A 26,416-nucleotide genomic window follows, 5' to 3' on the forward strand; every position below is an offset into this window, starting at 1 on the left:
CATGGCGGAGGCCTTCAGAACGAGACCTTGGGAACGGTGCGTTCCGCCGGGTCCTCGATTTCGAAATACTCTTCCTGGGTGAAGCCGAAGCGGCCGGCGACGAGGTTCGAGGGGAAGCTCTCGACCAGAATGTTGAGCGCCCGCACCGCGCCGTTGTAGTAGCGCCGCGCCATCTGCAGCGCGTCCTCGGCCTTTTCCAGGGAGGCCTGAAGGTCGCGGAAACCCTCGTTCGCCTTGAGGTCGGGATAGGCCTCGGCGACGGCGAAGAGTCGCCCCAGCGCCTGGGACAGCATGCCCTCCGCCTGGGCGCGGCCGGCGACGTCGTCGCGCGGCATGCCGGCGGCCTTTGCGCGCATCTCCGTCACCGCCTCGAGCGCGTCGCGCTCGTGGCTGGCGTAGCCCTTCACCGTCTCGACCAGATTGGGAATAAGGTCCGTGCGTCGCTTGAGCTGCACGTCGATGCCGCTCCAGCCCTCGCGCACCATCTGCCGCTTCCGCACGAGGTCATTGTAGAGATAGACGAGGTAAAGGCCGATCAGGACGATCAGCCCGAGCACGATCCAGGTTGCCATATCGCGAAGTCTCCGTTCGCCCGCGCGGGAAGCGCAGGCTATTGCAAGTCTCGCGCAAGTGGAAACCGGATTTGCCCGGCCCGCTGTGACGGATGTCACGGCGCGGGGAGAAGCACCGGTTCGCCCGGCCTCGGCCGCCGGCGCGAACCGGGAATATCCGCTGCTCAGCCCGCGACGTAGCCGACGCCACCGGCTTCCGTCTCAAGGAAGGCGCCGCCGCAGGCCTTGGCCAGCTCGCGCACCCTGAGGATATAGCTCTGCCGCTCCGTCACCGAGATGACGCCACGCGCATCGAGCAGGTTGAAGACGTGGCTCGCCTTGATGCACTGGTCGTAGGCGGGCAGCACCATCTGATGCACGGCGGCGCCGGTCGTCTCTCGGGCCCTGGCGCCCAGGTCGAGCAGGCGGCGGCATTCCTCTTCCGCGTCCTTGAAGTGGCGAAACAGCATGTCGGTGTCGGCATGCTCGAAATTGTGCCGCGAATATTCCTGCTCCGCCTGCAGGAAGACGTCGCCGTAGGTGACCTTTTCCGCGCCCTCGCGGCCGTTGTAGTTCAGGTCGTAGACGTTATCCACGCCCTGGATGTACATCGCCAGTCGCTCGAGGCCATAGGTCAGCTCGCCCGAAACGGGCGCGCACTCGAAGCCCGCGACCTGCTGGAAGTAGGTGAACTGCGACACTTCCATGCCGTCGCACCAGCACTCCCAGCCAAGCCCCCAGGCGCCCAGCGTCGGGCTTTCCCAGTCGTCCTCGACGAAGCGCACGTCATGGAGGTCCGGGTCGAGGCCGATGGCCTTGAGGCTCGCCAGATACAGCTCCTGAAGGTTCTCCGGAGAGGGCTTCAGGATCGCCTGGAACTGGTAATAGTGCTGGAGCCGGTTGGGGTTTTCCCCGTAGCGCCCGTCTGCCGGGCGGCGCGACGGCTGGACGTAGGCGGCTTTCCAGGGACGCGGACCGAGCGAGCGCAGGGTGGTCGCGGGATGGAAGGTGCCGGCGCCGACTTCCATGTCGTAGGGCTGAAGCACGACGCAGCCCTGGTCGGCCCAGAAGCGCTGCAACGTCAGGATGAGCCCCTGGAAGGAGTTCTCGGGCCGCATATGCGCGGCGACCGCGTCGCTCGTCATGTCTCTTCGTCCCCTGGTGAAACTCCGGCTGCCAGCCGGACCGCTCGGCGCAGGCAGGCGCCGGGCGGAGAGGTGCCATCAACCTTGCAGCGCGTCAAGGCGGAGCGGCTGCCGGAGCAAACGGTGAGCCTGTGCCGCACGTCACAGCGTTTGCGATGCCGTTGCGTCATTCTCTGGTCATGGAGGCGAGGAGAGCGCCAAGGCGCCGCCTCCACAACCCGGACCGGCCGGGATGATCCCGCCGGCCACTTGGAGGAAATGACGATGATCACCTTGAAAACACTTGCGATCACTGGCCTTACGGCCCTGTCGATCTGCAGCTTTTCCGCATCGGGCATGGCCCAGAGCGCCGGGGCCGGCGGCGGCGGTTCGAGCGCGGCCTCCTCAAGTGACGGCCAGGGCGGTGGCGGCTCGCGGACCTGGAGTTTCCGCGGTTCGGCGAACGGCCCGATCATCTGCGCCTCGGCGGCCTGCATGGCGCGCGCCGCCTCGCCCGCCGCTGCCGCCGGGACCCCTCCGAGCAACTATCAGCGTCCCGATCGGGTGCGCAATCTGCCGGCGGAGTCCTGCAACACGGTTCGCTATGTCTATCCCAACGGCACCGTGATCGTGCAGAAGGAATGCCCGCGCGCCGTCACCGGGGTGATCACCACCCACAGGTAGGACGCGTGACAGGTCGGGACGGAAGAGGGGGCTGCGCAACGCGCGGCCCCTTCCGTTTTTAGGCAGGGCGTGTGCAATTCGTGCAATCTCGCGCCGGAATTTCGAAAACATGTTGCGTTCCGACGCGATTTCGTCATTCCGCCGGCTGGCCGGCGAGCCTTGCCACGGGCGCCTCGCGGATCGGCCAGTGGACCAGCGCCGCGAACAGCGCCAGCGCGATCCCGAGCCACCAGATGACGTCGTAGGAGCCGGTCTGGTCGTAGAGCCGGCCGCCGAGCCAGACGCCGAGGAAGGCGCCGATCTGGTGGAAGAAGAAGACGAAGCCGAAGAGGGTGGCCATGTAGCGCGGTCCGAACATGACCGCGACCAGCCCCGAGGTTGGCGGCACCGTGGATAACCACAGGAAACCCATGGTGCCGGCGAAGATCAGCACGGTCACGGGCGTCGCCGGAACCATCAGGAAGAGGGCGATGGCGATGGCGCGGCCGAGGTAGATCGCCGACAGCAGGTAGGGCTTGGAGAAGCGTCCGCCGATGTAGCCCGACGCCAGCGCCCCGAAGACGTTGCAAAAGCCGATCAGCGCGATGGCGATGGCACCCCAGCTCGCGTCGAGGCCAAGGTCGACGATATAGGGCGGCAGGTGCACGGTGATGAAGGCGACGTGGAAGCCGCAAACGAAGAAGCCGAAGGAGAGCAGCACGAAGCCGCGCGTGCCGAAGGCCTCGGCGATCGCCTGGCCGACGTTCTGATCCCGTTCCCCGGACGCTGGCGAATGCGGCGTCGGCTTGCCCTTCAGCGCAATCGCCAGGAAGGGTACGAACATGGTGATCGCGGCGAGGATCATCAGCGCCTGCTGCCAGCCGAAACCGCCGATCAGCCCCTGGCCAAGCGGCGCGAAGAGGAACTGGCCGAAGGAGCCGGCGGCGGTGCCGACGCCGAAGGCGAGCGAGCGCTGGGCCGGGGTCACGGCGCGACCGAAGGCGGCGAGCACCAGCGAGAACGACGAGAAGGCAACACCCAGGCCGATCATCACGCCGGCCGAGATGTAGAGCATGCCTGGCGTTTCGGCATTGGCCATGAGCACCAGGCCGGCCATGTAGACCACCGCGCCGAGCGCGATGGTGCGCGCCGTGCCGTAGCGGTCGGCGACCATGCCGGCGATGGGCTGGCCGGCGCCCCACATCAGGTTCTGGATGGCGAGCGCCAGCGAGAACACCTCGCGCGACCAGTCGCGCGCCTCCGTCATCGGCGTCAGGAACAGGCCGAGAGCGGACCGCGGGCCGAAGCCGATCATCGAGATCAGGCAGCCGCAGACGATGATCAGCGCGAGATTGGGGCGGTCCGCGAACCGGGAAGCACCGGGCGGTGCGGACGCAGGCGAGGAACGGGTCATGGACGTGGATCCTGTCGAGGCGACCGGAGCGTCGAACGCGCGCGCCCGGACCGCCCGGGATCACCGCCGCCGCCGAGTTCCCGGCCTCTGGTGGGAGCGTTCCCGCCGCGCGGCCAGGGCGCGCATGGCCCGGCGCACGAGGAAACCGTTGCCCCGATCATGGGGGGAAACCCGGATGCGGAAAAGCGAAAGATTCTGATCGGAACCATTCACCCTGCTCATGGGTGATCGGGAGCGCGGTCCGATGGAGGCATTCGCGCAAGCGCCTCCGACAGAGGGCATCAAGCGGAACGAGGTCAGTCGCTTAGGTCTGGATCCTTCGAATGCGTCGGGAGATTTTCTCATTACATGAAAGAAAGAGAATTTATCAAATAAATATTATAATAATATTCTGAATTCAGGATATCTAATACATGATATATCAGTATTTTTCGAAATTATAAAAAGTTACGACAGCGTCAGTCTCTCGGCCGATCCTTTTGCGAAAGCGGTTTTACGATGCGACACACCGAGCCTGCGTGTCCCGGCATCCGCATCGAGCAGAGGCAGAAGCGTGAGGTCGTCGCGCCCGTCTCCATGGGAGAGCGGCACAAAAGCGATCCCCAGTCCTGCGGCAACCAGATCCAGCAGTTGCGTGTCATTCGTGGTCTGCGCGACGGGAGATACCAGCGAGGCCCCAAGCTCCATCTGATCCGCATTCGGGCAGTAGGGCCGATGAATCAAGGGATGATCCCGAAGGTCGGCCAGGTGCACTCCAGACAGGGCGGAAAGCGGATGAAACCGCGCGACGGCGACGCGAAAAGGCTCTTCCGCCAGCGGAATGAACGCGTGGTTATCCGGAACGCATGCGTCTGACAGATAGGCTATGTCGCTGTCGCGCGGCTTTTCGGTGAAGCTGAAGATCAGCGTCGCGAAATTCCGACGCAGACTGCTGAGCCCGGGCGCGATCCCCTGGATCAGAACGTCGGGCGCGCAATGGATTCGGACAGTTCGCTGCGGCTGGTCGCGCAGCCGCGTCTCCAGTGTGGCGAGATGAGTGACGCTCTATTCGGCGTCCTGATAGAGCCTGCGCGCCAGCGGCGTGGGGGTCAGCCCCGTTTTCGATCGCAGAAACAGGGGCGCGCGCAGCTTTTCTTCCAGTTTCTGGATCGCCACTGACACCGTCGGCTGGCTGACGCCGTTTGCGCGCGCCGCCTGGCTGAACGTGCCGGTCTCGAATGCGCTGGTGAAGTAGCGCAGCGTGTTGAGGTCGATCATAGCAAATGACTATATCAAGGATAGTTAGAATAGCAATTTCATAACCATAGGCGCGGCTGCATATAGGCTTTGTCACAGCAAAAGGGATTTATGATCATGCAGATGACCCCCGCACGGCCGGAGGCGACAGCCATTGGGCAGATACTCGCCAAGTTCGTCGCCGGCGACCCGTCGCTCTTCGAGCTGATGTCGGACGATATCGATTTCCGCATCGACCACTTCCGCGACGCACTCGATACAAGCTGGCAGAAAGCCAAGTCCCGCGAGGCCCTGATGGCCGTGATCGGGCGGCTCGGTCGGGAGGTGTTTCCGAAAGGCACCGAGGCGCTTGGGATCGACAGCTACGCCTTGGGCGACGGCTGGCATCTGACCCTGTTCAATCAACGGTTCTTCTATGGCGAGAGGCAGCGTGACGTCACCAGCCTGACGTTCATCGTCTCGCACGAAACCGACGGCTTGCTGGATTTCTTCCGGGAGACAGTCACGAACATCGTGGACGTCTGACCGGCGGTCTCGTGGAGGGCTTGCCAGTCAGTTCGCACTCCAGTCAGGTCGCATATCCAACGGGACGCACATCGGTCCACATCCTAGCCGCCGAACGGCCAGAAGAGGCTTCGCCGGGGTGCGGCGGGGGGCGCTTCGGCGGCGTGGGCCGGATGCTCGCTTTCCTGAGCGGCACCTTCGGGCGGGTAGGGCAGGGCGTTCTCGATCTCGGCGATTTCCTCGGCGGTGAGATTGGGAAAGGGCAGGTGCCCGCCGCGACGCCAGCCGTCGACCTCCTCGGCGGCGCGCGTGCCCTTTTCCTTGTCGATCCCCCGGTCGCGGCCGAAGTAGAGGGTTTGCGCCGGATAGGCGAAATCCGTCCCGGAATTTGCGACGATGGTCATCATCCGCAGGAACAGGTCCTCCTGAATGGCCAGGAACTCGGACCAGTCCGTCGAGCGAATGTAGGCGAAGATCTCCACCTCGATGCGGTTGTGCTCCACGCCGGTGAAGCGCACGCGCGCCGGATCGGCTGTGACCCTGGGGTGACCGACGAGCAGCCTGCGAACCTCGGTGAGGACGAAGCGCAACTGGTCCGGCTCCGTCTCCGGGCGCAGCGCGAACGTGCGGCGCATGAGAATGCTGTCGCGCCTGGTGAAGTTCTCGAGGTGCAGGCCGACGAATTCGGCGTTGGGGATCGAGATCAGCGTGCGCTCGATTGTCCGGATGGTGGTCGCGCGCAGGCCGATGCGCTCCACCGTTCCGATCCGTCCGTCGAAGCGGCCAAACTCGCCGACATCGACCGGACGGTCGGCGAAGAGGATGAAGCCGGAGATGACGTTCTCCAGCGTCGAGCGGGCGGCGAGCGCGATCGCGATGCCGCCCATGCCAAGGCCGGCGAGCGCCGCGCCATAGGGAATGCGCAGCGCCTCGGCGAACAGCAGGATGTTGGCGCAGATGATCAGCACCTTGATCACGCCGACGAGCAGCGAGGCCAGGATTTCGCCGCGCGCGCTGATCAGCCCGGCGCGGTCGAAGGCCCTGTGGCCGTGATCGATGACCCAGAACTCGATGGGGATCGTTCCGACAATAATGGTCAGGACAGCGAGCGTCTTGACCACGCTGGCGAATTCGGATGGCAGGCCGAGGATCGCGAACCCGGCGTAGCTTATTGCACCGAACACCAGCAGGCGGATGCCCCACACCGCATAGGGCGCGGGCTTCTCGGCTCCGGCGTCTTGCCACAGCAGGCGGCGCAGCGACAGCAGCAGGAAGCCGCCGATGATGCTGGCGAGCGCGGCGCAGGCAAAGACGGTCGCCAGCGCGATCCACTGCCAGACCTCCAGAGGGCCGGCCGAGCGCAGGCCGGTCGGCGCGACTGCGGCGACCAGCGCGCGGATGCGAAAATAGGTCGCTTTCGAGTGGGCGTCATAGGGCAGGATGCGCACCGCCGGAGGCAGGTTTTCCGTCGCCGCGTAGAGCGAGCGGATGGACCGCAGCGTCTCCGGGGTGAACTTCCATTTCAGGCCGTCCGCGGTCTCGGTCGGCGCCAGCACGATGTCGCCGGCGGCATGCATGAAATAGACGAAGGGTTCACGCGCTCCCGGGTCGTTGGGGATCTCCTGGAAGATCACCTCGCCGATGCGGGCAAGCACTTCGTTGAGATATTCGGCCGCCAGAACGGCCTCGCGGTCGCGCACCACGGGCGGCATTTCCGAAAGGTCGAGCGCGGCCAGGGCCGTGTCCTGCATTGCCGGGCCGGCGCGCATCGCGTCGAGAAATGCCTCCATGGTGGCACGCGGCGTGTCCATGGCAAGCAGGCCGACGCGCGGCGCGAGCCCGCTGTCCGCCTCCGACACGATCTGCTTGAGCATCGTCTTCACCGCCTCGGGCGAGGGCGGGACCATGAACCAGTCGTCATTGATGCGCCGGAACTCCAGCGGCAGGGTGCGCCCGTCGTAGCGGGTGAGGACCAGTTGCGCGCGCTCGCCCGACGGCGGACGGGTCTCGAAAACATCCGGATCGACCGTGAACTGGTTCATCAGCAGCGCCAGCGGCCCGAGTTCGCGGACGTGGTTGGCCTGGTCGTTTTCCGGGAAGACCATCAGTGCGATCAGGTCGTCCTGATATTCCAGCCGGCCGCTTTCCACCGCATCCGCGGCGACGAGAAAGGTGCGCAGGGTTTCCGCCGGCGTCGATTGCAGCGGTTTCAGGTTGCGTTCGTCGTCGGGCAGGATGCGCGATCCCGTCCACCACTGGTTCTTGCCGAAGCGGCCGATGAAGCTGCGTCCGTCCTCGGCGAGGATGAACTCGAAGGTTCCAGACCCCTTGGGCGCGGACCAGGTGCCGATCAGTCGCTTGCCCTCGACGCGGCCCTCGAGCATGCCCGTGTAGGCCGGATAGCGGCCGACGACCTTGTCCTCCTCCTGCTTCAGGTAGACGCGCGCGCCGCCGCCCAGCCAGCGGGAATCCCAGATGCCGTTCCAGTCCTGCGCCGAGGTGGCCAGAGCGGGAGAACAGGCGAGCCAGCCGGCGAGCAGCGCAAGAACCAGGGCGCGTGCGGCAGGTGCGGACAAAATGCGGCTTGCGCAGAGGGGGCGCGGGGAAGAGGGCTGTGTCGATTGAAAGGCTCGCGACCGAAGCCGCCGGAAAAGGACATTACGAAGAAGCGGATGGTCCATCGGGGCCTGTGCCTGTCATGGTCGCGAGTTGGCCGTGGTGCTTGATTTTCAAGTTATTCAGCCATTTCCGTTTCGTCCAGCCGGCCGTCCCGCATCGGGCGTTGTCACGGCGACCGCGGAGGCCGCGCGCGCCGGTGCGCCTGACATTTGTTCATGTCCTACAAAAGGCATTGGCAAGCGGCATGCGCCTGCCTATATATGAGCACGAAGAGCATAAGCGTCGGCTAGGGCCGCGTTTTTTAAACCAGCATTTATGCTCAAATTGAGTATAAAGATTCGAGCCGCACAGGCCCGATGCAGGAGGACGGCCTGAAAGGGCCGGCCCGCACTCAGTCAGGGAGGTCGCCATGTCGACCATCGCACTTGCCACGGGCGCACTTGCCAACGACAGCGGCGCTGCCGCGCCGGTCCGTTCCGCGACCCGCGCGTTTCCGCCGGTCGAGCGTCCGGTCCTGGCCTTCACGGAGGAGGTGAAGGCAGAGACGGCCGAGGTCTACGAGAAGGTCAAGCACTTGATCCCGGAGATCGAATGGCCGCTGCTGGCGCCGGTGATCCACGCGATCAACAAGCTCAAGAAGCAGCGCAACGCTGTCATTCTGGCGCACAACTACATGACGCCGGAGATCTTCCACGGCGTCTCCGACATCGTCGGCGACAGCCTGGCGCTGGCCAAGGAGGCGGCGAAGTCCGAGGCCGATGTGATCGTCCAGTGCGGTGTGCACTTCATGGCCGAGACCGCGAAGATCCTCAATCCGGACAAGACGGTGCTGATCCCGGACATGAATGCCGGCTGCTCGCTGGCCGAGTCGATCACCGCCGCCGACGTGCGGGGCCTGCGCGAGAAATATCCGGGCGTGCCGATCGTCACCTATGTCAATACCTCCGCCGACGTGAAGGCGGAATGCGACATCTGCTGCACCTCGGCCAATGCCGTGCAGGTGGTGGAGAGCCTCAACGCGCCGCGCGTGCTGCTCATCCCCGACCAGTATCTGGCCGCCAATGTCGCGCGCCAGACGGATGTGGAGATCCTCACCTGGGCGGGCGCCTGCGAGGTTCACGAGCGCTTCACCGCCGAGGAGCTGCGCGAGTACCGGGCAATCGAGCCGGGCGTCAAGATCGTCGCCCACCCGGAGTGCCCGCCGGAAGTGGTGGACGAGGCCGACTTCACCGGCTCGACCACGGGCATGATCGACTGGGTGAAGGAGCACCGTCCGGCCAAGGTCATGCTCGTCACCGAGTGCTCGATGGCCGACAACATCGCCTCCGCGACGCCCGGCGTCGACTATGTGCGGCCCTGCAACCTGTGCCCGCACATGAAGCGCATCACGCTTTCCAAGATCCTCGACGCGCTCGTGGAGATGAAGGACGAGGTGATTGTCGACCCGGTCATCGCCGCCCGCGCGCGCCAGTCCGTGGAACGCATGATCAACCTCAAGAGCTGAGCCTGCCAACGGGGCGCGGTCGATGGCCGCGCCCCGTTTTTCCTCGCAAGGCCGGTCCGCCGGACCGATGGCGCGAGGACATTCCTGAAATCGGCTCTTGATGATATGGCGCGAAAGACCGAGTCTGACGCGCAATCCCCCGCCGGTCCCGACAGGCAAGGCGATGCCGGCTCCCGGCACACCCAGGGTCACCCGACCGACGCTCCCTCCTTGCCGCCACTTGCGGCCTTCTCGGACCCAACCACATGACTTCCAACCTTTCCGCGACGACTCACATCGACGACGTCGTCATCCTGGGGGGCGGCCTGACCGGCCTTTTCTGCGCGCTCAAGCTGGCGCCGCGTCCGGTGACGATCCTGTCCACCTCGCCCATCGGCGAGGGCGCGTCCTCGGCCTGGGCACAGGGCGGCATCGCCGCCGCGGTCTCCGACGATGACAGTGCAGCAGCCCACGCCCGCGACACGATCGCCGTCGGCGGCGGCATCTGCGACGAGAACATCGTCCGCCTGATGACCCAGGAAGCCGGCGACCGGGTCCGCGACCTGCTCGGCTACGGCGTTCCCTTCGACATGGATCTGGAAGGCCGGCTGCAGCTCTCCCGCGAGGCGGCGCATTCGGTCAACCGCATCGTGCGCGTGCGCGGCGACATGGCCGGGCGCGCGATCATGGATGCGCTCGTCGCCGCCGTGCGCAAGACGTCGTCGATCCGCGTCGTCGAGGGCTATATCGGCGAAGAGCTGCTGAGCGAGGGCAAGCTCGTCACCGGCGTCCTCGCCCGGCGGCGCGGCGACCGCGAGCGGCTTGCCTTTCCCGCCCACGCAGTGGTGCTCGCCTCCGGCGGTATCGGCCACCTCTATGCGGTGACCACCAATCCGGGCGAGGCGAACGGCCAGGGTATCGCCATGGCCGCGCGCGCCGGAGCGGTGATCGCCGACCCGGAGTTCGTCCAGTTCCATCCGACCGCGCTCGACGTCGGCATCGATCCGGCGCCGCTTGCCTCCGAGGCACTGCGCGGCGAGGGCGCGACGCTGATCGACCGTGACGGCAAGCGCTTCATGCTCGACATCGATCCGCTGAAGGAGCTGGCACCGCGCGACGTGGTGGCACGTGCCGTCTTCTCGCAGATCCGCGCCGGGCGCGGGGCCTTCCTCGACTGCCGCGAGGCGCTGGGCACGGCCTTCGCGGAGAAGTTCCCGACCGTTCATGCCGCGTGCCTGCGTGCCGGCATCGACCCGGTGACACAGCCGATCCCGGTTGCCCCGGCCGAGCACTACCACATGGGCGGCGTGCTCACCGACGCCAACGGGCGCACCTCGCTCGACAACCTGTGGGCCGCCGGCGAGGTCGCCTCGACGGGCGCCCATGGCGCCAACCGGCTGGCCTCCAACTCGCTGCTCGAGACGGTGGTCTTCGCCGCGCGCGTCGCCGAGGACATCCAGAACCAGATGCCGAACCCGCGCACGGCGCACTGGCCCGGCATCGACGACACCATCCAGGAGCCGACGCGGCGCAACGAGGTGGAGCGCGAGGCGATCACCGTGCTGCGCGCGCAGATGGCCGCCGGCGTCGGCGTGCTGCGCGACGCCGACGGGCTGGCGGGAACGCTCGCCGTACTCGACGCGCTGGAGGGGAACTGCCGCCGCCGCTCGATCCTCAACATGATCACCGCCGGCAAGCTCGTCGCCGCCGGGGCACTGCTGCGCACGGAAAGCCGCGGCGGTCACAGCCGCAGCGATTTCCCCGACGCCGATCCGGCCCAGGCGCATCGCACCTTCCTGACCATGCGCCAGGTCGACGCCATCGTCGCCGAGGCGGTGGCAAGCGAGGCCGGCCGCAAGGCCGTCGCCGAGAGGGGGCTCGCATGAGCACAAACGCCAGGGACGCAAGCGCGCATCTGCCGGTGCTGCCGGGGCTGATGGTGGAGGACGCGGTTCGCGCGGCCTTGCTGGAGGACTGGGGACGGGCCGGCGACATCACCGCGCAGGCGACGCTCGGGCCCAAGGTGTCGGCCACAGCCGTGATCGCGGCGCGCACCCCTGGCCGGCTCGCCGGTCTTGACCTGGCCGCCTGTGCCTTCCGTCTGAGTGATCCGGCGATCCGCGTCGAGGCGGTCAAGGCCGATGGCGACCGGCTGTCCCCCGGCGACGTGGTGATGCACATCGCCGGGCCGGCGCGCGGCCTGCTCTCGGCCGAGCGCGTCGCGCTCAACTATCTCGGCCACCTCTCCGGCATCGCCACGGCGACCGGCCTGTTCGCCGACAAGGTGGCCCACACCAGCGCCCGGATCGTGTGCACCCGCAAGACGACGCCGGGGCTGCGCGCCTTCGAGAAATACGCCGTGCGCTGCGGCGGCGGCGCCAACCACCGGTTCGGCCTCGATGACGCGGTGCTGATCAAGGACAATCACATCGCCGTCGCCGGTGGCGTCGCAAGTGCGATCGCGGCGGCGCGGCGCTTTGCCGGTCATCTGGTGCGGGTTGAGGTGGAGGTCGACACGCTCGACCAGCTGCGCGAGGCGCTGGAGGCGGCCCCCGACGTGGTGATGCTCGACAACATGGCACCGGCGATGCTGCGCGAGGCGGTGGCGATCACCGGCGGCCGGGTGACGCTTGAGGCCTCCGGCGGGGTCAATCTCGACACGGTGGCCGCCATCGCGGAGACCGGCGTCGACCTGATCTCGGTCGGCTGGATAACCCATTCCGCCCCGGTGCTGGACCTGGGGCTCGACATCGTCATCGCCTGAGCCTGATCAGGCTCAGGCGATTGCCTCGTCCGAAGCGCCCTTTGCGCGTGTGTTCGGGGTCGGCAATCGCGCCACCACGGCACGCTCTTCCTCGGCCGTCTCGTCTGCGCCGAAGCTTGACACCGCAAGGCCGCTCGCCTCCGCCTTGGAGCGGTGCTTCAGTCGCGCGATGTGGTTGCTGAGCAGATCGAGATTGCCGATGGAAATGCCCTTGGGCAGATGCAGAACGGCCATCGAGGTGGTCAGCAGCGGGTAGATCTGCGAGCGGCCGCGACGGTCCTCGGCGACGATGAAGCCGCGCTTGCGGTGGTCGGCGCTGTAGAGGCTTTCCACCTGACGGGCGAACTCCTCGCGCATGTCCGCCATCAGCCGGGTCACCCGTTTCGGCTCCCAGCCGTCGATGCCGACGAAGAAGTCGTCGCCGCCGACATGGCCGATGAACTGGCGCATCCCGCCCAGGCGCCGCTTCAGCAGGTCGGAGAAGAGGATGATTGCCCGGTCACCGATGCGGAAGCCGTAGGTGTCGTTGAACGGCTTGAAGTTGTCGAAATCGATGTAGCAATAGGCGCGGTCGGTCTCCGGGCTGGCGCTGGTGCGGGTGACGTGATCCGAGATCGCCGAGTTGCCCGGCAGCTTGGTCAGCGGGTTCTGGTCCTGGGCGATCTGCAGGCGCGCCTCGTTGGAGATCTTCAGCAGCGCGGTGGTCGACAGCCATCCGGCGTAGGTGCCTCCCTCCGTCATCAGGATGCCGTCGCCGAGCTCGGTGCCGCCCGCGTCGACGAGCCGCTCGAGCGGCGCCTGCATGTCGGCGACGGGACAGGAGCGCACGAAGCCCTTGAGGTGGTTGTCGATGGTCGGATTGAGCAGCAGGTCGCGCCCGTAGGACATGTAGAGAAAGCTCTTGAGATCCCGCTCGCGAATGATGCCGACCGGCTCTTCGTTGCCGTCCAGCACCGGCAGGACCGATTGGGTCGGATTGGCCCTGAACACCTCGAGTGCGCGCGCGACGTTCTCATGCGCGTGGATCGGCGCCAGATGCTCCATTTCCTGGTCGAGGAAATCGCGGTCGGCCTTGCGCTTGCCCTCGAGCCTGCGGTCGACGGACTGCGGCAACGGGTAGTTCGGCCGCACCATCGCGGGATCCTCCAGCGGGCGCGAGATCAGCGAGCCATGGACCAGGTCGCAGCCGACGCTGCGGCAGGCCTGCAGTTCGGCGATCGTCTCCACACCGGTGGCGATGACACGGATGCCGAGCACATGGGCGAAATCGACGAGGCTCGACACGATCAGCCGCTTGCGGGCGTCGCTCTGCAGCGCGGTGATGAAGAAGCGGTCGATTTTCAGGATGCCCGGCTCGAGCTGGTAGAGGATGCGAAGCCGCGCGTAGCCGCGCCCGAAATCGTCGAGCGCCAGCGTGAACCCTCGTTCGCGCGCGGCCTGGGAAAAGAGGGTGAGCGCCTCGTCCGCCCCCTGACGCTCCAGGTCCGGAATGTCGATGCAGATGTTCCAGGCAGCCAGGCCCTGTGCCGTGGCGGTCTCCTGCATTGCGTCGAGCGTCGCGCCCTTGGCCAAGAGGCCGCGCGGGTCGAGCTTGACGAAGAGCCGCGTGCGCACGGCGCTCGGCAACCTGGAAAACGCCTGGATCGTCTTGCGCTGCACCAGCAACTCGACGTCGGCGACGCATTTCATCGTCTCCGCGTGGTCGAAGAGGTCGCTTATGCTGGAAACTCCGAGCTTTTCCAGGTCCGTGTATGTTGTCTCGAAGCCGTAAATGTCGCCGGAATGAATATCGACGACGGGTTCGAATGCGCAATCGAGAGCGGCCTCGACCTGAGCCAGAAAACGGCCAGGCACGTGCGAGATCCGCCGGTTGGCAGACAAAGTCATGGCATCTATCGCCCACAGTCTTTCGCACGCCTTGTCGGGCGTGCGCGAAAAATGCGGCTCGGGCGCGCGCGATCCGCGCGTCCATAGTCGGGGTCGTTAAAATCGATGTCGCGCAGGCGGTCCCCCCGTCCGCAACGACGCAGAGCACGCGGCTTCAAAATCTCTGCCCCGCCGATCAGGAGCGGGGGCCGGTGGCCGCGGTGCACCGGGTCAGGCGCAAGTGTCTCCTGCCCGGGCGCGCCTTCAATAGCTGCAATCTATGAAAGGAGTGTTTCAGTCTCAGCAAAAAGACGTAGGGGGAGTCACATTTTCAGGAAACCGGGGGCTTACTGGGGACGGTGCGGCAGCTGTCTAGCTCCAGCCGCCGCCGTAAGTCCGGTAGAAGATGTGCTGGCCGATTTTCTGAAGCCGCTTCATGTGACGGGCCCAGCGCGGCTTCACGTAGGTGGCGTGATAGTGGGTCGATGCGCCGACCTTCTCCAGATAGCGCTGGCCCGACACGGTCTCCCGCGCGACCTTCTGCGCCACGTCCCAGCGTTCTTTTTCGTTGATCTGATCGCGGATGCCATCGCAGGCAAAGGAAAACTGGCAGCGATTCCGCAGATGCCGGTTCTGGTAGACGACCTTGCAGATGGTGGGCGGATAGGCCGGATTGCGCACCCGGTTCAGGACCACCTGGGCAACGGCGACCTGGCCGTCCACCGGTTCGCCGCGGGCCTCGAAATAGACGGCCTCGGCCAGGCAGCGCTGTTCCTTGGAGGTGACGACGCTGGCCGGCAGCGGCCGCTTCGCCCACCAGTAGGGATCGCTCTCGCTGTTGGCCTCGAGTGCGGCTTCCTCGTTTGCCCCGATGCCGACATTGCCGCTCAGCAGTGCCTCGAAGGGGGCGCGGATGTTGTCGATGCCGTTCGGCGCGTAGGCTGAAGCGTAGGAAACGCTGGTTGCCGCCACATTGCGCGCCATGGCGAGACGGGCGAGGTCCAGCGGGTTGCCGGTTGCGCCGCTTCCGCCCTTGGCAGACGAGGCGATGAGCGAGGACGCGGCCGGGATGGCGGAGCGGACGAAGGCGACACGGGGAAGCTCGGCCGGACTGCCGGCGGCGAGCATGCTGCCCATGTAGTAGACGGTGCCGGAGGCGGCATCGACCATCTGCCGGTCGGGTGCCATCGACACGAAGCGGTCGCCCTTGCGGGCGCGGTTGATCGGCGTCTTGTCGGGCGCGGACTTGGGTGCGCTTTCCTTGACGAAGACCTCGAGCCCGCGCACCACGGCCGGGTCGGTGCCAGGTGCTGCGTTGGTGACCGCGTAGTCGGGTGTGTCGGCGGAAGACTGCTTCGAGGCATCGGCGAGAACGACGCTGGGTGTCAGGCTCGAGATGTGGGGGGAGGCCTCGATGGCCGACATCCAGCGCGGCGCCTGGCCGCGGCTTGCCTCGATCAGCGCGGAAATGTCCTGCTGGGCAACGGCGTTCGTCCAGGCGAAATAGACGAGCGGGGCCGCCGCCGCGAGGAGGGCGAGCCGCCGGATGCGGGACGGTGCGCGGCGTCGAACGCCGGGCGTCCCGGGACGGCTGGGTACATATATGCGAGCCGTGCCATGCATACGCGGCAACTCCGGTCCTTACGCGAAAACTCGATGCGACCCGGGCGTTCAGCCGTCCGGCGCGATAACCATGATCGTCGTCGTTTAACCTTGAAAGAGAGTTAATGACGGACAAGACCCGCGGAACCGGTGGGCTCGCGCCGTCTCAAGGGGGCGATCTTGGTTAATGCGATCGCCGTGGCAAGCGTCTTGCCGGACAGGGATTTTCGCGCGCAGCACCGCCCTGCGCCCAAGCCGGCGGGGAGGGGAGAAAAAAATTCGAGGGGGCTTTTCGTCAGAAGGGGGCAGGCGCGTCGAAGCGAAGCCTGGCGCCGCCGACGGGATGGCGGATCTCGAGCGTGGCCGCATGGAGCTGGAGCCGGTCGGCCGCCGTTAGAGCCGTGCCTGTGGCATAGAGCGGGTCGCCGAGGATCGGGTGACCAAGCGCCAGCATGTGCACGCGAAGCTGGTGCGAGCGGCCGGTGACGGGCGAGAGCTGCACCCGTGTCGTGCCGTCGGCGGCCCGCTCCATCACCTGGTAGTGGGTGACGGCGCCACGGCCGCCCTCATGGTCGACCATCTGGCGCGGCCGGTTGGGCCAGTCGCACGACAGCGGCAGGTCGATGGTGCCTGCATCGGCCCGCAGATGGCCGGCGACGCGCGCCACGTAGGTCTTGTTCACATGCCGGCGCTCGAACTGCAGGCCGAGATGGCGGTGCGCGGCCGGGTTCATCGCCAGCACGAGCAGGCCGGAGGTGTCCATGTCGAGACGGTGAACGATGCGCGCACCCGGATGGCGCGCCGCCGCGCGGGAGGCCACGCAGTCGGCAAGCTCGGCGCTCTTGCCCGGCACCGTGAGAAGCCCGCAAGGCTTGTCGAGGACGAGAATGTCGTCGTCGGCATGGACCACGGCGAGAAAGGGCGCGGTCGGCGGCGCGTAGACGCGCGGGGCGGGCGGAGTTGCGAGCATGCGCCCTGATAGCCTGCCCGCGCCGGCCTTGCCAAGCGCGGGAAAGGTCGCGCGGTAGTGGCGTCACAAATTTTCTACTTTTAATTGTATTTTTGACCTTTGCATGCAAGGCTGACTGCTTGCCGGACACGCGTGAGAGGTCCGGCTCGGGAGCCGGAAAAGCCGGTGCTCCCGGCGTCGTCGGGACGGTTTTCCCCGGGCGCCGTGATCCCGCCGCCTCACGCGGGAGCGAGCACCCGCAGTTCCTCGAAGTGCGTCATGTCCTCGAAGCTGCAATAGGCGGGAGGGGCAAGCTCGAGGGTCGGCGCCTCGTCGCGCAGGCGGGCGACGATGTCGGGAAGCGCCTCGTCCCAGGCCAGGATCGCCTCGTCGGAAAAGCGGCGGAGCACATAGGCGAAGGTGATGTGGTAGCGGTAGCTGTCATGGTCGGGATGGCGGTAGCCGAAGGCGCTGGCCAGCCGGTCGCGCCACTCCTTCAGACAGGCCCGGTCGGCCGCCGTCGCGCCGTCGATGGTCAGCCCCTCGGGCGTCGCGTCCGTCACCGTCATCGTGAAGGGGCCGGGGGCGACGAAGCTCTCGAGCTTGCGCAGGTAGTGAGCGGTCATGTCCTCGATCGGCGTGTCGAGCGGCATGTCCTGCGGCCAGAAGGGAACCGTCCGGCGGTACTCGATGATCCCCTGGAACAGCGTCATGTGCAGGCTGGGGACCGGCGTGAAGGCGAGGTTTTCGCGCGCCTCAGGCAGGTCCATCAGGCTTTGCCGTGCCGCGACCACCGCCCGCTCGCTCGCCGAGCCTTTCAGCAGGTGACAGACGATGGTGTTTCCGGGCTCCGGCAGGAAGGCGCCGGTCGCGTCGTAACGCCGGCCGAGATGATGCAGGGGGCTGGTGTCGAGCGTGCGCGAATAGGGACGCAGGTGCGGCAGCAGGTCGTCGAGGGACATTCCGTCATCCATGTGCGGGAGGGATTTTCAGGGCGCGCCGGGGCAGGCTGGCGGCGCCTTGCGGATCCGCGAGGCCGAAGGGGCGATTGCCGAAGTCCATGGGTCCTGCCTCCCGGCGCTCGCGCAAAAAGGGGTCAGCGGCCGCCGACGCGCAGTCCGAGCGCGGGGCGCTCCTTCAGCACTTCGTGACGGAAGCGGAAGAGGGCCGCCGGGCGGCCTCCGGTGCGGGTCGAGGTCTCGCCGGTCGGTTCCACGAGTTCGGTGTTCTCGACCAGCCGACGGAAGTTCTGCTTGTGCAGGTGGCGGCCGGAGATCGCCTCCACGCAGCGCTGTAACTCGGTGAGAGTGAAGCTGTGCGCCATCAGCTCGAAGACCACCGGCCGGTACTTGAGCTTGGTGCGAAGGCGCGAGATCGCGGTCGCCAGGATGCGCCGGTGGTCGTAGAGCATCGGCTTGCCGAGCATTGGCATGTCGGTGTGCTCGAGCGCCGCCGGGCGGCCGTCGCGGCGTGACTCCTCAAGCAGCCCCGCCTCGTAGAGCAGCTCGTAGCGGTCGAGCGCACGCTCCTCGTTCCAGATGCCGTCCTTGACGTCGAAGGCCTGGTGCACCCGGTCCTCGCGGGTGTTGGAGCGCGGCGGCGCGTCGTCGGGAACCGGCGAGACCATCCAGCGCTCGAGCGCCGGCAGGATCTCCTGCTGGACGATGGCGGGCATCCCCGAGCGCCAGTCTTCCCAGGGGAAGAATGTGTACCACGAGCGCCAGCGCGCCGCCTGCAGCGCCATCGCCTCGTCGGACCGCGCGGTCTGGCGGGCAAGGGCGAGATAGCCGACGGAAACCACATGCGGTCCGGCGTCCGGATGGATGTGGTGCCGACCGCGGTCGCCGAATGTGTAGAGTTGCTCCACGTAGCCGAGCTTCAGCGCCGTCTGTTCCTCCACCCACTCGCGCAGACCAATCTCGAAGGTGCGATGCCGCATCGGGTCGAAGGGGCCGAAGGGCAGAGCGGGCGCCTCGCCCTCGTCGGGCACGGGAATGGTCAGCACCTGCGGCTGCGGATCGGCGACGGACACGATGACGGCGTTGAGGCCGATCTCGATCATCGCGACGTCCCCGGCGCGGGGCGGGCAAGGCCCAGCGGAACGTCAAGGCTGAAGGGCGCTCCCTCGAAGGCATCGGCTCCCCGCCCGATGGCGCGGATCGCCTGGACCATGCGGCCGCCGCGCCCGAGCCGGTCGTCGGCGAGCGCGACGAGCCGGGCGTTGGGCGTGGCGGAGGGGGAGGCCTCGCGCAGGCGCGCTGCAAGCCGGCGTTCGCTCGCCTCCGGCGACAGCGCGCAGCAGGCGATGAAGGCGGCGGCCGTCGACCGGCTGATGCCGGCGAAGCAATGGATCACCATGGGCTGGGTCCGGTCCCAGGAGGTGACGAAATCGAGCAACCGCTCGACGTGCTCGACACCGGGCGGCGTCAGGCCCTCTGCCGGCACGGTGATGTCGTTGAAGGCGAGGAAGAGGTGATCGTCGGCCGCGATGGAATGCGGGCGCGGCACATCGGTTCCAGCCGTGATCAGCGTCACCAGGCGCCGGGCGCCCGTGCGTTCGACCGTTTCGGCAAGCCGTGCCAGCGAGCAGACCGTGATCATCGCGCCTCCTGTATATGTTATGGCCGCTTTCCGGGCCCGAATCCCGGTCAAAAGACATCCTGGTCAAAATACACGTCCGCGCGTGTCAGCGCGATGGCAGCTACCGCGCGCGGTCTTCCTGGATGGCGGCGAAACGCGCCAGAAAGCGCCGTTGCGCCGCCGCCGAGGGCAGCGGCGCCAGGCCGAGGCGCGGTCCCCTGGCGCGGGTGCCGCCGAAACCGCTCGGCCGGCCGAAGATGCGCCCCGCCTCCGCGTCATCGAAACCGGCAAGTTCCACCGCCTCGAAATAGGCGGCGAGCGTGTCCGCCTTCTTGGCCAGCCGCTTGACCCGCGCCGGCATCGCCGCCGGCAAGCCGACGCTCAGGTGGATCGCCCCCTGCAGCCGCGCCTCGATCTCCTTGTAGTTGCCGCCCATCACCGCCTTGAACGGCGAGATCATGTCGCCGATCACATACTCCGGCGCGTCATGCAGCAGCACGGCAAGGCAGTCGTCGGGCGCGAGGTCGGGCTCCAGCCGGCGGGCGAGTTCCTCCACCAGCAGCGAATGTTCGGCGACGGAAAAGGCGTGGTCGCCGACGGTCTGTCCGTTCCAGCGGGCGACGCGGGCAAGCCCGTGGGCGATGTCCTCGATCTCCACGTCGAGCGGCGAGGGGTCGAGCAGGTTGAGCCGGCGGCCCGACAGCATGCGCTGCCAGGCACGAGGCTCGCTCTTCGGCGCGGCGCGCGCGCTCACGCGCCGCCCTCCGCCCCGGAAACCTCCGGCCAGGCGAAGCTCGCCCATTCGGGAAGCGTTGCCTCGATCGGCAGGCCGTTGCAGGTGATCTCGTCGCCCTTCGCCCGCGCCGAGGCGATGCGGTCGAGGCGCAGCAGCGCCAGCGCGCGCGTGCCCGACACGGTGCCGAGCGTGCCGGCCGGCTTGTCGCCGGCAAGGATCTCCGCGCCGCTTTCCGGCAGGTCGTCCTCGGCCGAGACCTTGACGATGCGCCGGCGCGCCGTGCCGCGGTGCTGCATCCGGCTCACCACCTCCTGGCCGACGAAGCAGCCCTTGTCGAAGGCGACGCCGCCGAGCTGGTCCATGTCGACGTCATGGGGAAAGGCCTCGCCGAGGGCAAAGTCGAAGGGCGCTTCCGGCACGCAAAAGACGACGCGGCGTGTGTGATAGGCGCTTTCAGGCGCGGCCGAGAAACCCTCGATCGCGTCCGGCGCACCCGCCTCGCCGTGGTCGAGCAGCACGCGGGTGCCCATCGCCGCAAGGCGCGGATCGGCGAAGACCACGGCCCTCGCGAGCGCTCCCTCAGCCGCTGGCGCGTCCGCGCCCCACAGCGCATGGACGGAGGTCGTGTCGCTGATATCGGTGATCTCGACCTTGGAGCGGAGCTTGTAGAACCGCAGGCGTCGGGCAAGCTCGGCAAGGCTTTGCGCGTCGCTTTCCAGCAGATAGGCGTCCTGCGCGTCGCGTGCCCGGGCGACCAGGAAGGCGAACAGGATCTTGCCCTGCGGTGTCAGCAAGGCGCCATGGCCCGCGCCCGTCTCATCCACCGTGTCGAGATCGTTGGTCAGCAGATTCTGCAGGAAATGGCGCGCGTCCGGGCCACAAACCCGCAGAACGCCGCGTCCGGACAGGCGAACACCCGTGCCCTCGCTCATCAAACCCTCCGCCCCGCGACAAGGCTCTCGGCCCTCATGCCGCTACGTGGAAACACCGTCCCCTGCGACATAGGCCGGATCGCCCGGCGCAACAAGGGCGGGCGTCGGATCGTCCCGCGCCGCCTGCGAAAAACACCCGCGCCGCCGTCGCCGGTTGGCGTGACAAGAGGCTCTTGGGGAAAATGATCGAAAAAGCAGCGCTTATTCGGGGCAAATCCGGGTCTTTGGGGGCGAGATGCTGAAAATTCGACACGCTTTGTTCGGATCTCGGCGATAGGATCGCGCGTCGTTGTCCTGCGGCGTTCCGTGGCCGGCCGCCGTGGCCGGGCGGGGGCCGCGCCTGTTTGGGGCCCGTTTCGCCATGTGTCGCCTGGCTGCCTATCTCGGGACCGAAATCCCGCTTGAAAACATCATCGCAAGCCCGCGCCATTCGCTTCTCGTCCAGAGTCAGGACGCTCAGGAGGCGAAGCTGCGGGTCAATGGCGACGGCTTCGGCATCGCCTGGTATGGGCATCTGCCGGAGCCCGGGCTCTTCAAGGACGTGCTGCCCGCCTGGGCCGATACCAACCTGCCGAGCGTCTGCCGGCTGGTGCGCTCGCATCTGTTTCTCGCCCATGTGCGCGCGGCAACGACGGGTGCCTCCTCGCGCGACAACTGCCACCCCTTCGTCCACGGGCGCTGGGCCTTCATGCACAATGGCGGCATCGGCAATTTCGCGGTCCTGCGCCGCGACATGGAGGCGGTGATCGCCGACGATTATTACGCCGGCCGGCGCGGGACGACCGATTCGGAACTGGTTTTCCTCATGCTGCTGACCAACGGGCTGGAGGAGGACCCGGCCGGGGCGCTGTCGCGCACGCTGACGCAGCTTGCGGAAATCGCGGAAAAGCGCGGCACGCGGGGCGAGCCGACACGGCTCACCTGTGCCTTCAGCGACGGCACGCGCATCTTTGCCTTCAGATCCGCGGATGACGGCAGGGCTCCGACGCTTTATCTGTCGGACTGTCTGGACCACGGAGGCCGCGCTTTCGCCTCCGAGCCCCTTGAGGGGCCTTGCGACCGCTGGCGCAAGGTGGAGCCGGATGCCCTGTACGAACTCTCCGGGGCGGGCGTGACCATCAGCCCGCTTGTCCGGATCGATGCGCGAGGAACCGTGAATGCCTGACACCTACGATCTCGTCCTGAAGAACGGCACCGTCGTCAACCAGGACGGCGCCATACAACGGGACGTGGCGGTAAGGGGGGGCACGATCGTCGGCCTCGGCAGCTTCGACGCCGCGCAGGCCGGCAAGACGATCGACTGCACCGGACTGCATGTGCTACCGGGCGTGATCGACACACAGGTGCATTTCCGCGAGCCGGGCCTCGACCACAAGGAGGATCTTGAGTCGGGATCGCGCGCCGCCGTCATGGGTGGCGTCACGGCCGTCTTCGAGATGCCGAACACCAATCCGCTGACGACGAGTGCCGCGGCACTCGAGGACAAGATCGCCCGCGGCACGGACCGCATGCACTCCGACTTTGCCTTCTGGGTCGGCGGCACGCGGGAGAACGTCGACGACCTGCCCGAACTGGAGCGCCTGCCGGGCGCTGCCGGCATCAAGGTGTTCATGGGCTCCTCCACCGGCGACCTGCTGGTCGAAGATGACGCCGGCGTGGCGAGCATCCTGTCCAGGACCCGCCGGCGCGCCGCTTTCCACTCCGAGGACGAGTTCCGCCTGCGCGAGCGCATGGGCGAGCGCAAGGAGAACGATCCGCGCTCGCATCCCGTGTGGCGCGACGCCCAGGCGGCGCTGCAATGCACCGAGCGCCTCGTGCGCATCGCCCGCTCGGTGGGCGCACGCATCCACATCCTGCACCTGTCGACGGCGGAGGAGGTCGATTTCCTGATGCCGCACAAGGATGTCGCCTCCATCGAGGTGACGCCGCACCACCTGACGCTGACCGACGAGGACTATGACCGGCTCGGAACGCTGGTGCAGATGAACCCGCCGGTGCGCGCCAAACGCCATGGCGAGAGGCTGTGGTGGGGGCTGGAGCAGGGCATCCTCGACATCTTCGGCTCCGACCATGCCCCGCACCTGCTGGAGGAAAAGCAGAAGCCCTATCCGGCCTCGCCCTCCGGCATGACCGGCGTGCAGACCCTGGTGCCGATCATGCTCGACCACGTCAACGCCGGCCGCCTGTCGCTCGCCCGCTTCGTCGACATGACCTCGGCCGGCCCGCAGCGGCTCTTCGGCATCGCCCGCAAGGGCCGCATCGCCGCCGGTTACGACGCCGATTTCACCGTCGTCGACATGAAGCGCCGCGAGACCATCACCAATGACTGGATCGCCTCCAAATGCGGTTGGACGCCCTATGACGGCAAGACCGTGACGGGCTGGCCGGTCGGCACCTTCGTGCGCGGCAATCAGGTGATGTGGGAGGGCGAGCTGACCGGCCCCTCCGCCGGTCGCCCGGTGCTGTTCGACGAGGCGTTGCCGCGCGGCTGAGCGGCAGCGCGAGACTGCGCGCCGGCGGTCGGGCCGGGCTTTCGTTCAGGAGCCCTGCCGCCGGCGTTCCTTCCCTGTCCCGGGCGGATCCGCTGCGGGCCTGTCTTCCCAAAGCGAGGTCATGATGCTGGATGCTTTCCTTGCCCGCGATATCCTGCGTGCGGTCGATGACGGCTTCGAGGAGCAGATCGCCTTCACCGAAGAGCTGATCCGCTTTCCCTCGTTGCGGGGCGCGGAAAAGCCGGCACAGGACTTCATCGCCGGAGAGCTGGAAAGACGCGGCTACGCGGTCGACAGCTTCGCCATCGATCTCGACAAGATCCATGATCATCCGGGCTTCTCGCCGGTCGACGTCGACTACAGCGAGGCGGTGAACGTCGTCGCCACCCATCGGCCGCGGGTGGAGACGGGGCGCTCGCTGATCCTCAACGGACACATGGACGTGGTGCCCGAGGGGCCGCACGAGATGTGGGACGTCTCCCCGCCCTTCACGCCGAAGCGTGTCGGCGACTGGCTCCATGGGCGCGGCGGCGGCGACATGAAGGCCGGCATCGCCGCCAATCTCTTCGCCCTCGACGCGCTCCGCCGCCTCGGCCTGCAGCCGGCGGCGCGGGTGCATGTGCAAAGCGTGGTGGAGGAGGAATGCACCGGCAACGGCGCGCTCGCCTGCCTCGTCGAGGGCTATACGGCGGACGCGGCGATCATTCCCGAGCCGGTGAACGAACGGCTGGTGCGCGCCAATGTCGGGGTGCTGTGGTTCGAGGTCCATGTCGCCGGCCATCCGGTGCATGTGCGCGAGGCCGGTTCCGGGGCCAACGCCATCGAGGCGGGCTATCGGGTCATCGAGGCGCTCAAGCACCTGTGCGAGGCGTGGAACGCGGAAAAGGCGGACCACCCGCATTTCGCGGATCTCGACCACCCGATCAACTTCAACGTGGGGCGGATCGAGGGCGGCGACTGGGCCTCCTCCGTGCCGGCGTGGTGCAAGCTTTCCTGCCGGATCGCGATCTATCCCGGAGACGATCCGGCGGACCGGGCGCGGGCCATCGAGGCGCATCTGGCCTCGGCGCTCGCCGACGACGCCTTCCTCGGAAACCGTCCGCCGAAGGTCACCTGGAACGGCTTCTTCGCCCGCGGCTATGTGCTCGACGAGGGCAGCGAGGCGGAAGCGGCGCTTGCCCGGGCGCATGGGCTTGCGAGCGAGGCGGCGCTTGAGACCTTCGTGACGCCGGCCTATCTCGATGCGCGTGTCTTCGTGATCTATGCCGGCATGCCGTGCCTCGTCTATGGCCCCACCTCGGAGAGCGTGCACGGGTTCGACGAGCGCGTCAGCCTTGCCTCGATCCGCCGGGTGACGGGCGCCATCGCGCTCTTCATCGCCGAATGGTGCGGGCTCGAGCCGGTGGAGGCGCCGCAGCAGACGGCGCGCGCCGGCACCGACTGAAGGAAGGGCGAGACGATGCGCGAGAAGAGCGAACCGCCGGCAATCCGCCGTGCCCTTGCCGATGATCTCGAAACCGTGCGGGGGATCACCAGCCGCGCCTATGCGGCGTGGGTGCCGGTGCTCGGCTATCCGCCGCTTCCCGTCGAGGAGGACTATGCCCCGCGCATCGCGCGCGGCGAGGTGCATCTGGCCTGCGACGGGGAGGGGGTCGCGCTCGGTCTCATCGTGATGGAGACCGATGCGCCGGACTTCGACCTGATCTACAGCGTCGCAGTCGCGCCCGAGCACGCGGGGCGCGGGCTCGGGCCGTTGATGATGACGGAGATGGAGGAGCGGGCGCGCCAGGCCGGCAAGCGCGAAATGCGACTCTACACCAATGCGCTGATGGAGCGGAACATCGCGCTCTACACAAGGCTCGGTTACGTGGAGACGGGCCGCCGCCCCAATGCGGCGCGGCCGGGTTTCTTTCGCGTCGACATGGCCAAGGAGCTTGCGCCGGCCTGACCCTTTGCCGCGCTCAGGCGGCCGGGCTCGGCAGCGATCCGTGGCCGCCGCGACCGCCAAGCACGGCGGTCAGGTCTGCGATGCGGGCGCGGGCGGGGATCGGGCGGATGGTGAACAGGCGCGGGACGCGTGGTGTGCCGGTGTCCGAGGCCAGCGTCATCAGCGATTCGATCTGGCTGCCGACGCGGCGATGGGTCTCCGTCTCGATGCGCACCCGCCGCCAGACATGGCGCTGGATCACGAGGTCCATGCAGGACTTGAGCTCGGGGATAAGGAACTCCAGGTCGAGCGTCGGCAGACCCAGATAGGCGCGCAGCTCGTCGAAGATGGTGCGCAGCACCGCCGCATAGGCCATCTCCTCGCTGGTCGGACGCAGCTCGTTGATGTCGAGGCACTGGATCTGCGCTTCCTCGCGCGCCGTCTCGACGAAGGCGGACAGTTGCGCGCCGGTGAGCCGGGCGGTGCCGTCCTCCAGCGCCAGCTGCTTCATCAGCAGCGAGGCCTCGAAGATATCGAGGATGCGCCGCGACAGCAGGTGGACGAGATGGCGCAGCGCCTGCTCCTGCGGCGGGTTGCACTCCAGGAAGTTCATCTCGACGATGTCGAAGAGCCCGGCCTCGAAGGTCTCGCTCATGTTGCGGAAGCAGGGGTGCTGTTGCAGCAGCTTGTTCACGACCGGCAGGGCTTCCACCTCCACGGGACAGTCCGTCATGCGGATGTCGCCGATGTCGGTGAACAGCGAAAGCGTCTTGATGTCGGTCGTGTCAGGAGCTTTGAGCACAGCAATCTCCTTTGTCGGCCCCGGCGGGGTCGAGCGCAAATGCGTTTCTTTTCGGGTGGCCGGTCCGAAACGGGCCGTCTTGGTAAATAGATTCCGAATCGAGTGCCGAGTCGCAACCTTGAAAGGCCTGACAGAGGCAAGCTTATTTCGATGTTTTGGTAGTGTTTTGTGT

At 67.2% G+C, this 26,416-nt stretch carries 24 protein-coding genes; 9 read left to right on the top strand and 15 right to left on the bottom strand.

Features of this window, described 5'->3' with window-relative positions:
- Positions 1–14 precede the first annotated feature (14 nt).
- A complete protein-coding gene (locus ACN0WF_RS08865; RefSeq protein WP_417772442.1) occupies positions 15–572 on the bottom strand; it encodes a LemA family protein in 558 nt (185 codons plus the stop codon).
- Between the two features lie 164 nt (positions 573–736).
- Positions 737–1,669, bottom strand: coding sequence for a glycine--tRNA ligase subunit alpha (locus tag ACN0WF_RS08870; protein WP_417772564.1), 933 nt, complete (start codon positions 1,667–1,669; stop codon positions 737–739).
- 291 nt (positions 1,670–1,960) lie between these two features.
- Between ACN0WF_RS08870 and ACN0WF_RS08875 the strand changes: the two genes are divergently transcribed.
- A complete protein-coding gene (locus ACN0WF_RS08875; RefSeq protein ID WP_417772443.1) occupies positions 1,961–2,359 on the top strand; it encodes a hypothetical protein in 399 nt (132 codons plus the stop codon).
- 133 nt (positions 2,360–2,492) lie between these two features.
- Here ACN0WF_RS08875 and ACN0WF_RS08880 read toward each other — a convergent pair whose 3' ends face one another.
- The 3 genes from ACN0WF_RS08880 to ACN0WF_RS08890 all read right to left on the bottom strand — a co-directional run bounded on the left by ACN0WF_RS08880 (position 2,493) and on the right by ACN0WF_RS08890 (position 5,009).
- Entirely contained in the window at positions 2,493–3,752 is a 1,260-nt protein-coding gene (locus tag ACN0WF_RS08880) for an MFS transporter (protein WP_417772444.1), read from the bottom strand.
- Between the two features lie 447 nt (positions 3,753–4,199).
- Positions 4,200–4,775 (bottom strand): LysR substrate-binding domain-containing protein, encoded by a 576-nt coding sequence (locus tag ACN0WF_RS08885; protein WP_417772565.1) that lies wholly within the window; start codon positions 4,773–4,775, stop codon positions 4,200–4,202.
- 21 nt (positions 4,776–4,796) lie between these two features.
- Complete coding sequence (locus ACN0WF_RS08890) at positions 4,797–5,009, bottom strand: LysR family transcriptional regulator (protein ID WP_417772445.1); 213 nt, start codon at positions 5,007–5,009, stop codon at positions 4,797–4,799.
- 96 nt (positions 5,010–5,105) lie between these two features.
- Here ACN0WF_RS08890 and ACN0WF_RS08895 point away from each other — a divergent pair, with 96 nt between their 5' ends.
- Entirely contained in the window at positions 5,106–5,513 is a 408-nt protein-coding gene (locus ACN0WF_RS08895) for a hypothetical protein (protein ID WP_417772446.1), read from the top strand.
- Between the two features lie 83 nt (positions 5,514–5,596).
- Here the strand turns inward: ACN0WF_RS08895 and ACN0WF_RS08900 are convergent, their stop codons facing one another.
- The gene (locus tag ACN0WF_RS08900) at positions 5,597–8,068 is read right to left on the bottom strand and encodes a mechanosensitive ion channel family protein (RefSeq protein ID WP_417772447.1); all 2,472 of its coding nucleotides are present in this window, start codon (positions 8,066–8,068) and stop codon (positions 5,597–5,599) included.
- A gap of 452 nt (positions 8,069–8,520) precedes the next feature.
- On the opposite strand from ACN0WF_RS08900, the gene nadA reads away from it, so the two are divergent.
- The 3 genes from nadA (at position 8,521) to nadC (ending at position 12,358) form a co-directional block, all read left to right on the top strand.
- Positions 8,521–9,615 (top strand): quinolinate synthase NadA, encoded by a 1,095-nt coding sequence (nadA, locus tag ACN0WF_RS08905; RefSeq protein WP_417772448.1) that lies wholly within the window; start codon positions 8,521–8,523, stop codon positions 9,613–9,615.
- A gap of 245 nt (positions 9,616–9,860) precedes the next feature.
- Positions 9,861–11,480 (top strand): L-aspartate oxidase, encoded by a 1,620-nt coding sequence (locus ACN0WF_RS08910; RefSeq protein WP_417772449.1) that lies wholly within the window; start codon positions 9,861–9,863, stop codon positions 11,478–11,480.
- Positions 11,477–12,358, top strand: a complete 882-nt coding sequence (gene nadC, locus ACN0WF_RS08915; protein ID WP_417772450.1) for a carboxylating nicotinate-nucleotide diphosphorylase — start codon at positions 11,477–11,479, stop codon at positions 12,356–12,358. Before ACN0WF_RS08910 ends, nadC begins: the two co-directional genes overlap by 4 nt.
- Positions 12,359–12,370: 12 nt before the next feature.
- Here the strand turns inward: nadC and ACN0WF_RS08920 are convergent, their stop codons facing one another.
- The 8 genes from ACN0WF_RS08920 to ACN0WF_RS08955 all read right to left on the bottom strand — a co-directional run bounded on the left by ACN0WF_RS08920 (position 12,371) and on the right by ACN0WF_RS08955 (position 21,023).
- The gene (locus ACN0WF_RS08920; RefSeq protein ID WP_417772451.1) at positions 12,371–14,245 is read right to left on the bottom strand and encodes a GGDEF domain-containing protein; all 1,875 of its coding nucleotides are present in this window, start codon (positions 14,243–14,245) and stop codon (positions 12,371–12,373) included.
- Positions 14,246–14,596: 351 nt separating this feature from the next.
- Complete coding sequence (locus ACN0WF_RS08925) at positions 14,597–15,847, bottom strand: cell wall hydrolase (protein ID WP_417772452.1); 1,251 nt, start codon at positions 15,845–15,847, stop codon at positions 14,597–14,599.
- 274 nt (positions 15,848–16,121) lie between these two features.
- Positions 16,122–16,796, bottom strand: coding sequence for an RluA family pseudouridine synthase (locus ACN0WF_RS08930; protein WP_417772453.1), 675 nt, complete (start codon positions 16,794–16,796; stop codon positions 16,122–16,124).
- Between the two features lie 218 nt (positions 16,797–17,014).
- Positions 17,015–17,737, bottom strand: a complete 723-nt coding sequence (locus ACN0WF_RS08935) for a DUF1868 domain-containing protein (protein ID WP_417772454.1) — start codon at positions 17,735–17,737, stop codon at positions 17,015–17,017.
- A gap of 134 nt (positions 17,738–17,871) precedes the next feature.
- Complete coding sequence (locus ACN0WF_RS08940; RefSeq protein ID WP_417772455.1) at positions 17,872–18,837, bottom strand: NUDIX hydrolase; 966 nt, start codon at positions 18,835–18,837, stop codon at positions 17,872–17,874.
- On the bottom strand, positions 18,834–19,376 hold the full coding sequence (locus ACN0WF_RS08945; protein WP_417772456.1) for a tyrosine phosphatase family protein: 543 nt from the start codon (positions 19,374–19,376) through the stop codon (positions 18,834–18,836). The genes ACN0WF_RS08940 and ACN0WF_RS08945 overlap by 4 nt, the downstream gene beginning before the upstream one ends.
- Before the next feature lie 100 nt (positions 19,377–19,476).
- Positions 19,477–20,109 (bottom strand): YfbR-like 5'-deoxynucleotidase, encoded by a 633-nt coding sequence (locus ACN0WF_RS08950; protein ID WP_417772457.1) that lies wholly within the window; start codon positions 20,107–20,109, stop codon positions 19,477–19,479.
- On the bottom strand, positions 20,106–21,023 hold the full coding sequence (locus tag ACN0WF_RS08955) for a YgfZ/GcvT domain-containing protein (RefSeq protein ID WP_417772458.1): 918 nt from the start codon (positions 21,021–21,023) through the stop codon (positions 20,106–20,108). The genes ACN0WF_RS08950 and ACN0WF_RS08955 overlap by 4 nt, the downstream gene beginning before the upstream one ends.
- Before the next feature lie 361 nt (positions 21,024–21,384).
- Here ACN0WF_RS08955 and ACN0WF_RS08960 point away from each other — a divergent pair, with 361 nt between their 5' ends.
- The 4 genes from ACN0WF_RS08960 to ACN0WF_RS08975 all read left to right on the top strand — a co-directional run bounded on the left by ACN0WF_RS08960 (position 21,385) and on the right by ACN0WF_RS08975 (position 25,463).
- A complete protein-coding gene (locus ACN0WF_RS08960; protein ID WP_417772459.1) occupies positions 21,385–22,188 on the top strand; it encodes a class II glutamine amidotransferase in 804 nt (267 codons plus the stop codon).
- Entirely contained in the window at positions 22,181–23,515 is a 1,335-nt protein-coding gene (locus ACN0WF_RS08965; protein ID WP_417772460.1) for a dihydroorotase, read from the top strand. Before ACN0WF_RS08960 ends, ACN0WF_RS08965 begins: the two co-directional genes overlap by 8 nt.
- A 121-nt stretch (positions 23,516–23,636) precedes the next feature.
- Positions 23,637–24,959: an ArgE/DapE family deacylase gene (locus tag ACN0WF_RS08970; RefSeq protein ID WP_417772461.1), complete on the top strand. Its 1,323-nt coding sequence runs from the start codon at positions 23,637–23,639 to the stop codon at positions 24,957–24,959.
- Positions 24,960–24,974: 15 nt separating this feature from the next.
- Positions 24,975–25,463 (top strand): GNAT family N-acetyltransferase, encoded by a 489-nt coding sequence (locus ACN0WF_RS08975; RefSeq protein WP_417772462.1) that lies wholly within the window; start codon positions 24,975–24,977, stop codon positions 25,461–25,463.
- 13 nt (positions 25,464–25,476) lie between these two features.
- On the opposite strand, the gene ACN0WF_RS08980 is transcribed toward ACN0WF_RS08975, so the two are convergent.
- Complete coding sequence (locus ACN0WF_RS08980; protein WP_417772463.1) at positions 25,477–26,244, bottom strand: hypothetical protein; 768 nt, start codon at positions 26,242–26,244, stop codon at positions 25,477–25,479.
- Positions 26,245–26,416: the final 172 nt, after the last annotated feature.

This window comes from Stappia sp. (assembly GCF_048268045.1).
Taxonomy (GTDB): Bacteria; Pseudomonadota; Alphaproteobacteria; order Rhizobiales; family Stappiaceae; genus Stappia.